Origin of the sequence: Subtercola vilae (genome assembly GCF_004923255.1) — a bacterium.
Lineage (GTDB): Bacteria > Actinomycetota > Actinomycetes > Actinomycetales > Microbacteriaceae > Subtercola > Subtercola vilae.
The window spans coordinates 40,980-54,606 of the sequence record NZ_QYRT01000011.1; the positions used below are offsets into that span (position 1 = coordinate 40,980).

Consider the following 13,627-nt stretch of genomic DNA (forward strand, 5'->3'; position numbering starts at 1 on the left):
CGGAGGCGATGACATGACCGAAACCACGGCTTCGACCAACGCGTCGTTGAGGCGTCTCGTACCGCGTCTGTTCTCCCGTGCGCAACCTGCCGGCGCGGTCGACACGCTCATTCGCACCGTTCGGTCGAATCACCCCAAGGCCGATCTCAGCATCATCGAGCGGGCCTACACGGTTGCCGAACGTGCCCACGACGGCCAGAAGCGACGCAGCGGCGAGCCGTACATCACGCATCCGGTCGCCGTCGCGCAAATTCTCGCGGAGCTCGGAATCGGTACCAAGACCATCGCTGCGGCACTGCTGCACGACACGGTCGAAGACACCGACTACTCCCTCGACTCACTGCGGGCCGAGTTCGGTGACGAGGTCGCCATGCTGGTTGACGGCGTGACCAAGCTCGACAAGGTCAAGTATGGCGAGAGCGCGCAGGCCGAGACCGTTCGAAAGATGATCGTGGCGATGTCGAAAGACATCAGGGTACTGATCATCAAGCTGGCCGACCGGCTGCACAACGCCCGCACCTGGGGCTTCGTGTCACCCGAGTCGTCGACCCGCAAGGCGCAGGAGACCCTCGAGATCTATGCGCCGCTCGCTCATCGGTTGGGCATCCAGGCCATCAAATGGGAGCTCGAAGACCTCTCGTTCGCCGTTCTGTCACCGAAGCTCTACGTCGAGATCGAGAATCTCGTGCGACAGCGAACGCCTCAGCGTGAAGAGTACGTGCAGCAGGTCATCGACATGGTCACCGACGACCTGAAGACGTCGAAGATTCGCGGCAAGGTCGCGGGCCGACCTAAGCAGTACTACTCGATCTACCAGAAGATGATCGTGCGGGGGCGGGAGTTCGATGAGATCTACGACCTCGTCGGTATTCGCGTACTCGTGAACTCGGTTCGCGACTGTTACGCCGTTCTCGGCGCGATTCACGCCCGCTGGACACCGATGCCCGGCCGGTTCAAAGATTACATAGCGACACCCAAGTTCAACCTCTACCAGTCTCTTCACACCACGGTTGTCGGCCCCGGCGGCCGGGCGGTCGAGATTCAGATTCGCACCAACGAGATGCATCAGCGGGCCGAGTTCGGTGTCGCCGCGCACTGGAAGTACAAAGAGCGCGTCAACTCCGGTAAGACCGCCACGGCTGACGACCGGGGAGACGCCGACATGGCGTGGCTCGCCCGCATCTCCGACTGGCAGGCCGAAACGGTCGACCCGGGCGAGTTTCTCGACTCGCTGCGATTCGAGATCGGTGCCAAAGAGGTCTACGTCTTCACTCCGAAGGGCCGGGTCATCGGCCTGCCTGCCGGTGCCACCCCGGTCGACTTCGCCTACGCGGTGCACACCGAAGTAGGCCATCGCACCATGGGCGCCAAGGTCAATGGTCGCCTAGTTCCGCTAGAGAGCTCACTCACGACGGGCGATGTTGTCGAGGTCTTCACCTCGAAGAACCCCGACTCGGGCCCGAGCCAAGACTGGCTCACGTTCGTTCAGAGCCCTCGGGCGCGCAACAAGATTCGCCAATGGTTCACCAAGGAGCGCCGCGACGAGGCCATCGAGCAGGGTCGCGACTCCATTGCACGGGCCATGCGCAAGCAGAATCTGCCCCTGCAGAAACTGATGAGCCAGGATTCGTTCACCGAGGTGGCCGCCCAGCTGAACTACGACAACGTCGAGGCTCTGTACGCGGCCATCGGCGAGGGCCACGTCTCGACGCAGTCGGTCATCGAGAAGGTGCTGCAGTCGCTGCAGACCGAGGTCGAGAGCGACGACAGCGAGATCGACGTCGGTGTGGGCCGACGCCCACGCTCATCACACAGCGAGTCTGGTGTGCTGGTTCGTGGCGCCCCCGACATTCTGGTGAAGCTCGCGAAGTGCTGCACTCCGGTGCCGGGCGACGACATCGTGGGCTTCGTGACCCGCGGCACCGGTGTCTCGGTTCACCAGTCGGACTGCCACAACGTGAAGTCGCTGCTGCTCGAACCCGAACGCATGATCGAGGTCGATTGGGCTCCATCGTCGAAGAGTGTCTTCCTGGTGCAGATCCAGGTCGAGGCACTCGACCGCTCGGGTCTTCTCTCCGACGTCACCCGCGTCTTGTCTGAGCACCACGTGAACATTCTGTCGGCTACGGTCAGTACGTCACGCGACCGCCTGGCCATCAGCCGGTTCGTCTTCGAAATGGGTGACACCACCCACCTCGACCGCGTACTGAACGCGGTGCGGCGCATCGACGCCGTCTACGACGTCTACCGCGTCAGCGGGGGATAGGCGACCGGTCGCTTCGGCCTCGGGCTCTTGGGCCTCGGGCTCTTCGGCCTCGATCAGGTCGAACACACGTCTCAGGCGATGCAGCGCCACGAGCTTGTGCGGAAGACCGCGGGCGGGCCGCAGACGGCTGGCAATGTCGTCGAAGCTGACCCCCGACGTGACAAGGAGAGCCGCTAGGGCGGCCACCGTCGTGCTCTCGAACGTCTGCGCTGTTCGGGCAATGTCGATGACCGTTCGAATGAGCGAGGTTACGGCAACCCCACCCACCAGAACCACGTCACCCGCACCCAGTACGACCTCACGAATCTCGAAGTCGTGTGACGACGAAGCCCGACGCGAGCTCTGTGCCTCGACGCAGACCTGGTGAGGAGTCGGCGCCCGACCGAGGGCCCCGTACAACCACAGCGCACTGCGGCGCTCGAGGATGCCCCACCGAGGTGTACTGCGGAGGGCCGCCTGCGCCCGCAGCAACACGGTCTCGGGTTCGGCCACACTCGCGTACTCTTCGTCGACCGCGAACACCTCGCCGTCGAGTCGGAGCGCAGAGAGCTCGGCAACGCTGAACGCGCTGGCAAGGCCCAGTGACGAGGAAGAACGAGCGAACGACGAAGACGAAGACGAAGACGAAGACCTAGACAAAGACCGAGACGAGTACAGAGAAGAAGACACAGCAACGACTGATGACATGGGCCCAGCATGAGCCTCTGTCGCCCAGCTCCGACGCGTCACAGAGCCATCTGTGGAGAACTACTCCGCCACGACAGACGGGGGATAACCCCCGCCCGCGCTAGTTCAGTGCGTCGAGCCACACCTTGCGGGCATCCAGAGCCTCTTGAAGCTCGGCCACCTTCGAGGTGTTTCCGGCGGCCTTGGCCGCGTCGATCTCGCCTTGCAGCTTGGCGATGGCATCGGTGAGCTGGCCGGCGAGGCCCTCTGCACGCGCCTTCTTCTCGGGATTGTTCTTCTGCCAGAAGTCTTCGTCGAGCTTGCGAACGGCGGCTTCGATTTTGCGGAGCCGCTCGTCGACGACCTTCACCTGGTCGCGAGGAACCTTGCCGATCTCGTCCCAGCGGCGCTGAATGGAGCTCAGCTTGTCGCGAGCGATGGTTCGGTCGGTCTCGGTGAGCAGAGGGTCGGCTTCGGTCAGCAGCGCGAGCTTGGCTGCGAGGTTCTCGGAGAACTCTTCGTCGTCTTTGGCCACGACCTCACCGCGGGCGGCGTAGAGCAGGTCGCCGGCGGCCTTGAACTTGTCCCACAGAGTGTCGTCGACACGCTTGCCTGCGCGGCCCGCATTCTTCCACTCCGTGAGCAGGTCACGGTAGGCGTTGACGCCGTCGGCGCCCTTCGGCAGCAGCGCCTCAGCGCGTTCGACGAGTTGCTGCTTCTTCGAACGGGCGTCACGGTGAGCCGTGTCGAGCTCGGCGAAGAATGCTTTGCGGTGGCCTTCGATGATCGTGCGGGCGTCGCGAAAACGCTTCCACAGCTCGCCGGCTTCGGTGCGAGGCAGGCGCGGGCCGTCTTGCTGGTGCTTCTGCCAGCGCGCGAACATCTCGTCGAGGCGGGCGGTCACCTGCTTCCACTGGGCCTTGGCCGGGTCTTCGAGTGACAGGGCTTCGACTTCTTCGACGATGGCCGTGCGCTCAGCGATGGCGTCGGTGAGCAACGCCTTGGCTTCACCCTGCTGCTTCTCTGTCAGCGACGAAACGGCCTCGGAGAGTGCATCGACCCGCTTCTTCAGCGACTCGAGGTCGCCGATGGCGTTCGCAGTCGTGATGGCACTCGAGAGCGTCGAAACGGCCTTGCTCACGTCAGACGCCGAGGCGCCGCGTTTGACACGCTGTTCGAGGAGAGTCACCTGGCCGGCAAGGTCGGTGTACTTGCGTTCGAAATAGGCGAGAGCTTCTTCGGGTGTGCCGTCGGGAAACTGGCCCACCACACGCTCGCCAGAGGCTTCGCGTAGGTAGACCGTTCCGGTCTCGTCAACGCGTCCCCATGGATGCTGGTCAGTACTGGTCACGAAATTCACCCTACTGCACAGTGACGCTGGTGATTGTGGTGGGAACAGCCGGAGTCTCGGTTCCTGAGGTCACACCGGCGGCAATCACCCCACTCTGCAGCTGGTCGAGGCCACTGGTGACCTGGCCGATGACGGTGTAGCCCCCTACCGTGTCTGCCGGAATCGTGCTGTCGGCGTAGACGATGAAGAACTGGCTGCCTTCGCTGTAGGCCTGGTCTCCGACACGAGCCATGGCGATGGTGCCCGCCTTGTAGACGTTGTCGGTCGGAGCGTTCTCGACGGGGCCGTAATAGTAGCCGGGGCCACCGTTGCCCGTGCCGGTGGGGTCGCCGCACTGCAGTACGAAAATACCCGTGACGGTGAGGCGGTGGCACGTGACGCCGGTGTAGAAGCCCGCCTGGATGAGCGAGATGGTCGACGACACGGCCTGGGGCGCTGCGGCACCGTTCAGGGTGAAGCCGAGAGCGATCTGGTTCAGGGTGAGCGTACCCGTCCAGTCGCGACCGGCGGCGATGGTGGCTGCGGGCACGGTTCCGCTGTTTGCCGAGGCGTTCGGCGTGGCCGAGGGAGTGGGGGCCACAGACGCCGTGGCCGAGGGCGACGGCACCGGCGCGCCCGGGCCACCCGTGAAGTAGAGGGTCTGCACCACGATGGCCACGGCCACGACGACGAGCACCACGATCACCGAGACGATGTTGTCGCGCTTTCGACGGGTGACCTGGCTGGCATGCACGCTCTGGCGCGCCTGGTAGTTACGGAGCCTCTGCTTGGCTTCGCGTGCCTCGCGCTCGGAATTGGTCGGTGCCACGAATCCTCCACCACCGGGTCGACCGGCAGAACGTTGTGTTGCGTCCGGCGCGAAAAACGCGCAGGCCCCCGAGAACTTTACAATAAGAGCATGGTCACCTCGCAGCCCGGGCTCCACGCGGGAGCCGTTCCGCTGGCGGTACGCATGCGCCCGAAGAGCCTCGATGAGGTCGCGGGCCAGAAACACCTGTTGCGGCCCGGCTCACCGCTGGTGAATCTGGCGACCGACGAGAGTGGTGCGCAGGGGTCGGTGTCGATCATCCTGTGGGGCCCGCCGGGTACCGGCAAGACCACGCTGGCGCAGGCCATCGCGCACAGTTCGAACCGCAAGTTCGTCGAGCTGTCGGCCGTGACCGCCGGCGTGAAAGACGTGCGCCAAGTCATGGAAGAGGCTTTTCGAAGCCGTGACCTCTACGGCGTGTCGACGGTTCTCTTTCTCGACGAGATCCACCGCTTCTCGAAGGCGCAGCAAGACGCTCTGCTTCCCGGGGTCGAGAACGGCTGGGTCATCCTGGTGGCGGCCACCACCGAGAACCCTTCGTTCTCGGTCATCTCACCGCTGCTCTCGCGTTCCCTACTGCTCACCCTCGAGCCGCTGAGCGACGACGACCTCGGTCTTCTCGTCGACAGGGCGGTTCTGGATGCCCGGGGGCTCGCCGGGCGGGTGAGCCTGAATGACGAGGCGAGGGCCACGATCATCCGGCTCGCATCAGGCGATGCCCGGCGAGCCCTCACCGCCCTCGAAGCCGCGTCGACAGCGGTGCTCGCCGGAGTGTCTCTCGACTCCGACGTCACGCCGGAGATCACCGCGGAGATCGTGGCTCAGGCCGTCGACCGGGCGCTGCTGCGCTACGACCGCAACGGTGATGAGCACTACGACGTCATCAGCGCCTTCATCAAGTCGGTGCGCGGGTCTGACGTGGATGCGGCCATCCACTACCTCGCACGCATGATCGAGGCGGGCGAAGACCCACGCTTCATCGCCCGGCGCATCATCATCTCGGCGGCCGAAGACATCGGGCTGGCCGATCCGCAGGCGCTGGTCATTGCAACTGCCGCGGCCGACGCAGTGGCGTTCATCGGAATGCCGGAGGGGCGCATCCCGCTGGCCGAGGCCGTCGTGTACCTCGCGACGGCGCCGAAGTCGAACGCGTCGTACCTGGCGATCGATAGGGCTATCGCCGATGTGCGCGCGGGAAAGGCCGGGCGCGTGCCCAAACACTTGCGCGATGCGCACTATCCGGGCGCGAAACGACTCGGGCACGGCAAGGGCTACAAATACCCGCACGATGCCGAGCTCGGGGTGCTAGCGCAGCAGTACCTGCCCGACGAACTGACCGGAACCGAGTACTACCGGCCCACCGAGCACGGCAACGAGCGGGATGTGGCGGCGCGGCTGGAGAAGATCCGTAAGATCACGCGTGGTTGAGCCTGTTTCGGCTCCGTGACTGTGATAATCTTCTCAAGGCCTACTTTTGGGCGTCTTTAGCGCGGCTGCGAGAGACCCCAGACAAGGAAGAGCGAGTTCTTTAGCCGAACCGCCTGACCCATCCCTCTGAATATATTGCTTCGCCTGCCCTCGGCCGGCGAACGCGTATGAAACTCGACAGCCCAGTGGGCGAACGAGTGCACGTCTCATTTCTTATTCAGATCTCTACTTTTGAAGGATGTTTGTGTCTACCAAGTCACGTACCCGCAGCAAGACCCGCCTTTCGAGGGCCCTCGGCATTGCGCTGACCCCCAAGGCGGCCAAGTACCTCGAGAAGCGTCCCTACGCTCCGGGTGAGCACGGCCGCACGAAGCGCAAGACCGACTCCGACTACGCGGTGCGCCTCCGCGAGAAGCAGCGTCTGCGTGCCCAGTACGGCATTCGCGAGGCCCAGCTGAAGATCGCGTTCGAAGAGGCTCGTCGCGGCGGCGGACTGACCGGTGAGAACCTGGTCGAGCTGCTCGAGATGCGTCTCGACGCACTGGTTCTGCGTGCCGGGTTCGCCCGCACCACGGCCCAGGCTCGCCAGCTGATCGTTCACCGTCACATCCTCGTCGATGGTGCGCGCGTCGACCGCCCGTCGTTCCGCGTCAAGCCCGGCCAGATGATTCACGTTCACGCTCGTTCAGAGGCGCTGCCTCCGTTCCAGGTTGCCGCAGCCGGTGGCCACGTCGACGTTCTGCCCAAGGTTCCCGGTTACCTCTCGGTCGAGATCGACAAGCTTCAGGCCCGTCTCGAGCGTCGCCCCAAGCGCGCCGAGGTTCCCGTGACCTGTGAAGTTCAGCTCGTCGTCGAGTACTACGCGGCTCGCTAGTTTTCGTCTTCGCCTGACCGGCGACGTCGTTCTGGCAGTTCGTGCCAGCTACGCTTAGGGCGGGTCACCTTCGGGTGGCCCGCCCTTTTTTCATCACTCGTGCATCACAAACCCTGAATCATCGAACCGAAGAGGAGTGCCCCATGTCGGGTGGAGACATCGCAGGTCTGATTGCCGCCGGAGTGTTCGCGATTCTGGTCGCCATCCTGGCGCTCCCACTGGTCAAACTCGGCAAGGTGTTCGATGAGACCACCCTCGCCATCCGTGATGTGAGCAAGGGCATCACGCCCATCCTCGAAGAGAGCACCGTCACGATTCAGGAGGCGAACAAGCAGCTCGCCCGGGTCGACGCGATCACGTCGAACGTGGCAGAGGTCACCGGCAACGTGAACTCGCTTGTGGCGCTGTTCGCAGCGAGTGTCGGCGGCCCCTTGATCAAGATCGCGGGCTTCAGCGCAGCGGTGCGCGCGGCCATCCGCGGCGGCCGAGACCTTGCTGAGGAGAACACCAATACGGGAGGCAACTCCTCCACAGGGCGACGCGCGGCCCGGGCATCCACAAAGAAGCCGAAGGCCCCGCGGTCAGACTATTGACACGCACTAAACTGGTCATCGATTTCACACTGATACACACATGAAACACAAGGAGCGCGTCGTGAAGAAAGTTCTGTGGTTTGCCGCCGGTATTACGGTCGGCGTCTTGGCCGCACACCAGTTCAACCAGACCGCCCAGGGCAAGAAGATCTTCGCCGAGCTCGACTCGAAGATCAAAGACTTCTCCGACGCACTGGTCGACGGTTATCACGAGCGTGAATCCGAACTGCGCGCCGCCATCGGCGACGCCGGCGACACGGTGAAAGACACCGTGAAGAAGGCAGCTGCGAAGTAGTGCTCACCGCCGACATCCGCCAGCGCTGGCTGACGTTCTTCGCCGATCGCGGGCACACGGTCGTTCCGTCTGCATCGCTGGTCAGCGAAGACCCCACACTGCTCTTCACGGTCGCCGGAATGGTGCCGTTCATCCCGTACATGTCGGGGTTGGTACCCGCGCCGTTCAAACGTGCCACCAGCGTGCAGAAGTGCATCCGCACCCTCGACATCGAAGAGGTGGGCAAGACCACCCGCCACGGCACGTTCTTTCAGATGAACGGCAACTTCTCGTTCGGTGACTACTTCAAAGAGCAGGCCATCGAGTTCGCGTGGGAGCTTCTGACAACGCCCGAAGCCGACGGCGGGCTCGGTTTTGCCGAAAAAGATCTCTGGGTCACCGTCTACGAAGACGACGACGAAGCCATCGCGATGTGGAAGAAGACGGCGGGCCTGCCCGACCACCGCATCCAGCGCCTCGGCAAAGAAGACAACTACTGGTCGACCGGCCAGCCCGGCCCCGCTGGCCCCTGCTCGGAGATCTACTTCGACCGCGGCCCCGAGTACGGCGCCGAAGGCGGCCCTGCGGCCGACGAGAACCGCTACATCGAGATCTGGAACCTCGTGTTCATGCAGTACCTCATCGGCAATGTGAAGTCGAAAGTCGACTTCGACATCCTCGGTGAGTTGCCGCGCAAGAACATCGACACCGGAATGGGTCTCGAGCGGGTGGCTTTCATCAAGCAGAAGGTCGAGAATCTGTACGAGATCGACCAGGTGCGGCCCGTGCTCGACCTCGCGGCCGACCTCTCTGGTCGCCGTTACGGCGCCGACCACGACGACGACGTACGGATGCGCGTGGTTGCTGATCACGTTCGCTCGGCGCTCATGCTCATGTCAGACGGTGTGACTCCGTCGAATGAGGGGCGCGGCTACGTACTTCGCCGCCTGATGCGCCGCACCGTGCGCAGCATGCGACTGCTCGGTGTCGACCGTTCGACCTTTCCCGAACTCTTCCCTGCGTCGCGTGACGCGATGTCGGCCGCGTACCCCGAGGTCGAGGCCGACTACGAGCGCATCTCCCGCACGGCGTACGCCGAAGAGGAGGCGTTCCTCCGCACGCTCACGGGTGGCACGAGCATCCTCGATCTCGCCGTGCTCAAGACGAAGTCAGAGGGCACCACGGCTCTGGCCGGAGACACCGCTTTTCAGCTGCACGACACCTTCGGTTTTCCCATCGACCTCACGGTCGAGATCGCAGAAGAGGCCGGCCTCGCGGTTGACCGCGTTGCGTTCGAGCGTCTGATGACCGAACAGAAGCAGCGTGCAAAGGCCGACGCGAAGACCAAGAAGCTCGGCGCGAACGATCTGTCGGCTTTCGCCGAGTTCCGCGCTGTGGGTGAGACCGTCTTCACCGGCTACACCGAGCTCGAGACAGAGTCGCGCGTGCTCGGCCTCATCATCGACGGCCAGTCGGTGGCCACGGCCGTGACCGGTGAGCTCGTCGAGGTCATTCTCGCCGAGACGAGCCTCTACGCCGAGTCGGGGGGCCAGGAGGCCGACTCCGGTTCCATCGTCGGCAACGGGTTCGAGCTCGAGGTGCTCGACGTGCAGAAGCCGGTTAAGGGGCTCATCAGCCACCGTTCCCGCGTGGTGAGCGGCCAGGTCGCCGTGGGCGACCCCGCGCGCAGCGTGGTCGACCACGAGTGGCGAAAGGGCGCGACCCAGTCGCACTCGGGAACCCACATTGTGCATGCCGCGCTTCGCGAGATTCTCGGTTCGACCGCGCACCAGTCGGGTTCGTACAACAAGGCCGGCTACCTGCGACTCGACTTCACCTGGAGCCAGCCGCTATCGGCAGAGACCAAGTCGGAGATCGAAGAGATCTCCAACACGGCCGTGCGCAACGACTTCGAGGTCATCACCCGCGAAATGGCCGTCGACGACGCCAAGAAGCTCGGCGCGATGGCGTTGTTCGGTGAGAAGTACGGCGATGTCGTGCGCATGGTAGAGATCGGCGGCCCCTGGTCGCGCGAGCTCTGCGGCGGCACTCACGTGGTGCACACGTCAGAGATCGGTCTGATCAACCTGCTGGGCGAATCGTCTGTCGGGTCGACCAACCGCCGCATCGAGTCGCTTGTCGGCGCCGACGCGTTCAGGGACTTCGCCACCGAGCGTGCCATCGTCTCGCAGCTCTCGTCGTCGCTGAAGGCCCCGCGTGACGAACTCACCGCGCGCATTGCAGACCTGGCCGCGAACCTCAAGGCCGCTGAGAAGAAGATCGCCGCCTACGAAGCGAGCGCGCTCTCTTCCCGAGTGCCTGCACTTGTCGCGAACGTCGTGCGCGTCGGCGACGTCAGCCTGGTCGCAGAGAACGTGGGGGAGCTTCGCTCGAGCGATGACCTCCGGATGCTCGTCACCGGTGTTCGCGAACGCCTCGGCTCCGACGCGGCAGTCGTCGCGCTGGCCGCCGCCGTTGCCGGCAAGCCTGTCGTCATCGTGGCCACCACGGCAGAAGCACGCAGCGCCTCGCTCAAGGCGGGCGCGCTGGCCAAGCTCGCCGCCTCGATTCTGGGCGGTGGCGGGGGCGGCAAAGACGACCTCGCCCAGGGCGGCGGCACGAACGTCGACGCTCTCGACGATGCTCTCGCGGGCATTCGCCAGGCCGTGGGTTCGACGCATTAGCGACAACAGCACGGCAGCCGAACGCTCGCCCGAACGCCCAGCCATGCGCTCGGGCGTTCGGCTGGGCATCGATGTCGGGAAGGCTCGGGTGGGCATCGCCCGCTCCGACTTCCACGGCATTCTCGCCACCCCCGTCGAGACCGTCGCCCGGGCCGCGAGCGGCGGTGCCGACATCGCGCGCATCCTCAGCATCGCCCGGGAGATCGACGCGATCGAGTTCATCGTGGGGCTGCCGCTGTCGATGTCGGGCGGTTCGACGGCCTCGACGGCCGACGCCGAAGAGTTCGCGGCCCGATGTGCGCAGGTATTCGAGCATCCGGTGCGCATGATCGATGAGCGGTTGACCACTGTTTCGGCGCAGTCCGCATTGCACAAGACCGGTCGCACCACGAAGAACTCACGCTCAGTGATCGATCAAGTTGCCGCCGTTATACTTTTGCAGCACGCCCTCGATGTCGAGCGCGCCTCGGGCAGACCGCCCGGCGTCGTCGTCGACAAGACCTCAAGGATTTCATAGTGACTGACCCGCAGCCACCCGACTCTCACCCGTTTGCCGAATTCTTTCGTGAAGCCCCCGAAGGCTCACAGCACCACGGCAGACGGGCTGCCCGCGAGGCGGCGAATCCTGGCCGCCACCCCCGTGAGCCCCGGCGTCGACGGCCGCTGCGGGGAATCATCACCCTCATCGTGGCGATTGTGCTGGTGGGTGGTCTCGGCGCCATCGGTACGTCGATCTACTTCTCGTACGAGCCCCAGATCAACAAGATCTTCGGCGCTAAGACCGTCGAGGACTACTCTGGCGACGGGACGGCCGACAAGGTCAGTTTCGTGATCGCCAGCGGCGACACCGGCGACGTGATCGGCACCAACCTGCAGAAGGCCGACGTGGTCAAGTCGTCGGCAACTTTCTACGCACTGCTGCTGAAACAACCCACGGCAGTGGTATTCCAGCCCGGCACCTACACGCTGGCGAAGCAGATGAGCTCGCAGTCGGCGCTCACCGCCCTCGAGAACCCGACGAACCATGTCACGATCAGTGTGGTGATTCCCGAGGGAACCGTCGCCGCCGATGTGCTGACCAAAGTCGCCGACGCCACCGGGGTGGCTCTCACCGATCTGCAGGCCCAGGCCGCCAACTTCACGCAGTTCGGAATCGACGCTTCGGCGCCCAACATCGAGGGCTACCTCTTTCCGGCGACGTACACGTTCGAACCGAACACCAGCGCGCACGACCTGATCAAGACCATGGTCGACCGCGCGTTCCAGTCGCTCGATGCCGCAGGGGTCGCACCCGCCGACCGCGAGAAGACGCTGACGCTGGCCTCGGTCATCCAGAAGGAGGCCGCGCAGACACCCGACTTCTACAAGGTCTCCCGGGTGTTCGTCAACCGAATTGCCGACGGTATGCCGCTGCAGAGTGACGCTACCGTCGCGTACGGCACCGGTGCGAAGCGCGTCGACACAACCGACGCCGAACGCAACGACGAGTCGAACAAATACAACACCTATGTGTACAAGGGCCTGCCCGTCGGCCCCATCTCGAACCCGGGCGACACCGCCATCGACGCGGCGCTGCACCCTGTCGCCGGCGACTGGATCTACTTCGTGACGGTGAACCTCGACACGGGCGAGACGGTCTTCTCGAGCAACCTCGACGACCACAACAAGGCCGTCGCGCAGTACCAGGCCTGGTCGGCGGCGAACCCCGGTTCGGGCGGGTAGGTCTGATGCCGCCGCGGCTCCGACTCGCTGTGCTCGGGTCTCCCATCGCACATTCGAAATCGCCGCTGCTGCACGCAGCCGCCTACCGGGTGCTCGGCTTCGATGCCGAGTACTCGGCGATCGAGGTGGGCTCTGGCGAGCTGGCCGACTTTGTCGGCGGCCGTGACGCTTCGTGGCGTGGCCTCTCGCTCACAATGCCGCTCAAAGAAGAAGTTCTGCCCCTGCTCGCGTCTGTCGATCGCCTGGCGGGCCTCACCGGCGCGGCCAACACCGTGCTGTTCGGCCCGGCGGTGCCGCAGCGTGACATGCAGCAGGGTGACATGCAGCAGCGTGCCGCGCTCGCTTCGGCCTCGTCGTCGGCACCGGATGGGCGGCCGACCCTCCTCGGATTCAACACCGATGTGGCCGGTATCGTTCGCGCCGTCGAAGCGGCGGGCATCCATCAGGCCCGGCACGTGCTCATTCTGGGCGCCGGCGCCACCGCGAAGTCGGCTCTTGTCGCGGCCGCGCAACTCGGCGCCCAACTGGTCACCGTGGCCGCACGTACGCCTTCGAAGGCAGCCGAGCTCATTTCGCTCGGTGCCCAGGTGGGCGTCATCGTCGAGCTTGTTCCGCTCAGCGCAGCACTCGCCGGCACGTCGGGCGACCTCACAATCAGCACCCTGCCCGGGGAAGCCCTCACCGCCGACGACATCGGCGGCCTGCGCGTCAGCCCGGGCTCAGCCCTCCTCGATGTGGCGTACCACCCGTGGCCGAGCACCCTCGCTGCGCGCTGGCAGGGTGCCGGCGGCACCGTCGTCTCGGGGCTGTCGATGCTGCTGCACCAGGCACTGCTGCAGGTTCGCGTCTTCACGCTGGGCGATCCCGAGCTCGTGCTCGACGACGAACCTGCTGTTCTCGAGGCCATGGCCGACGCAGTGGGCCTCAGCGGTCGGCCTGGGCGCTGAGACTGTGGGAGGAT

11 protein-coding genes and 1 pseudogene are annotated in these 13,627 nt (G+C 64.8%); 9 read left to right on the forward strand and 3 right to left on the reverse strand.

Annotation, left to right across the window (positions count from 1 at the left end; all coding sequences use genetic code 11):
- Positions 1-13 precede the first annotated feature (13 nt).
- Complete coding sequence (locus D4765_RS07765; RefSeq protein ID WP_136641722.1) at positions 14-2,266, forward strand: RelA/SpoT family protein; 2,253 nt, start codon at positions 14-16, stop codon at positions 2,264-2,266.
- A 129-nt stretch (positions 2,267-2,395) separates the two neighbouring features.
- Here D4765_RS07765 and D4765_RS20260 read toward each other — a convergent pair.
- The 3 genes and pseudogenes from D4765_RS20260 to D4765_RS07780 form a co-directional block, all read right to left on the reverse strand.
- Positions 2,396-2,953 (reverse strand): annotated as a pseudogene (locus D4765_RS20260) (type IV toxin-antitoxin system AbiEi family antitoxin); the annotation flags it as partial.
- 100 nt (positions 2,954-3,053) lie between these two features.
- Positions 3,054-4,283, reverse strand: coding sequence for a DUF349 domain-containing protein (locus tag D4765_RS07775; protein ID WP_136641724.1), 1,230 nt, complete (start codon positions 4,281-4,283; stop codon positions 3,054-3,056).
- 10 nt (positions 4,284-4,293) lie between these two features.
- Entirely contained in the window at positions 4,294-5,091 is a 798-nt protein-coding gene (locus D4765_RS07780; protein ID WP_136641725.1) for a peptidylprolyl isomerase, read from the reverse strand.
- A 90-nt stretch (positions 5,092-5,181) separates the two neighbouring features.
- Here D4765_RS07780 and D4765_RS07785 point away from each other — a divergent pair, with 90 nt between their 5' ends.
- The 8 genes from D4765_RS07785 (at position 5,182) to D4765_RS07820 (ending at position 13,613) form a co-directional block, all read left to right on the forward strand.
- Positions 5,182-6,519 (forward strand): replication-associated recombination protein A, encoded by a 1,338-nt coding sequence (locus D4765_RS07785; protein ID WP_136641726.1) that lies wholly within the window; start codon positions 5,182-5,184, stop codon positions 6,517-6,519.
- 238 nt (positions 6,520-6,757) lie between these two features.
- Positions 6,758-7,393, forward strand: a complete 636-nt coding sequence (gene rpsD / locus D4765_RS07790; RefSeq protein ID WP_201799257.1) for a 30S ribosomal protein S4 — start codon at positions 6,758-6,760, stop codon at positions 7,391-7,393.
- 143 nt (positions 7,394-7,536) lie between these two features.
- Positions 7,537-7,986, forward strand: a complete 450-nt coding sequence (locus D4765_RS07795) for a DUF948 domain-containing protein (RefSeq protein ID WP_136641728.1) — start codon at positions 7,537-7,539, stop codon at positions 7,984-7,986.
- Positions 7,987-8,047: 61 nt separating this feature from the next.
- Positions 8,048-8,281, forward strand: coding sequence for a hypothetical protein (locus D4765_RS07800; protein ID WP_237280311.1), 234 nt, complete (start codon positions 8,048-8,050; stop codon positions 8,279-8,281).
- Entirely contained in the window at positions 8,281-10,944 is a 2,664-nt protein-coding gene (gene alaS, locus D4765_RS07805) for an alanine--tRNA ligase (RefSeq protein ID WP_136641730.1), read from the forward strand. The genes D4765_RS07800 and alaS overlap by 1 nt, the downstream gene beginning before the upstream one ends.
- Before the next feature lie 43 nt (positions 10,945-10,987).
- Positions 10,988-11,461, forward strand: coding sequence for a Holliday junction resolvase RuvX (gene ruvX / locus D4765_RS07810; protein ID WP_136641731.1), 474 nt, complete (start codon positions 10,988-10,990; stop codon positions 11,459-11,461).
- On the forward strand, positions 11,461-12,666 hold the full coding sequence (gene mltG, locus D4765_RS07815; protein WP_161580390.1) for an endolytic transglycosylase MltG: 1,206 nt from the start codon (positions 11,461-11,463) through the stop codon (positions 12,664-12,666). The genes ruvX and mltG overlap by 1 nt, the downstream gene beginning before the upstream one ends.
- A gap of 5 nt (positions 12,667-12,671) precedes the next feature.
- On the forward strand, positions 12,672-13,613 hold the full coding sequence (locus tag D4765_RS07820; protein WP_136641733.1) for a shikimate dehydrogenase family protein: 942 nt from the start codon (positions 12,672-12,674) through the stop codon (positions 13,611-13,613).
- Positions 13,614-13,627 lie beyond the last annotated feature (14 nt).

What these genes read in the sequence shown, in the direction of transcription:
- D4765_RS07785 (WP_136641726.1), top strand. Translation starts at nt 5,182, where the DNA reads ATGGTCACCTCGCAGCCCGGGCTCCACGCGGGAGCCGTTCCGCTGGCG.
- D4765_RS07795 (WP_136641728.1), top strand. Translation starts at nt 7,537, where the DNA reads ATGTCGGGTGGAGACATCGCAGGTCTGATTGCCGCCGGAGTGTTCGCG.
- D4765_RS07820 (WP_136641733.1), top strand. Translation starts at nt 12,672, where the DNA reads ATGCCGCCGCGGCTCCGACTCGCTGTGCTCGGGTCTCCCATCGCACAT.
- D4765_RS07765 (WP_136641722.1), top strand. Translation starts at nt 14, where the DNA reads ATGACCGAAACCACGGCTTCGACCAACGCGTCGTTGAGGCGTCTCGTA.
- ruvX (WP_136641731.1), top strand. Translation starts at nt 10,988, where the DNA reads ATGCGCTCGGGCGTTCGGCTGGGCATCGATGTCGGGAAGGCTCGGGTG.
- rpsD (WP_201799257.1), top strand. Translation starts at nt 6,758, where the DNA reads ATGTTTGTGTCTACCAAGTCACGTACCCGCAGCAAGACCCGCCTTTCG.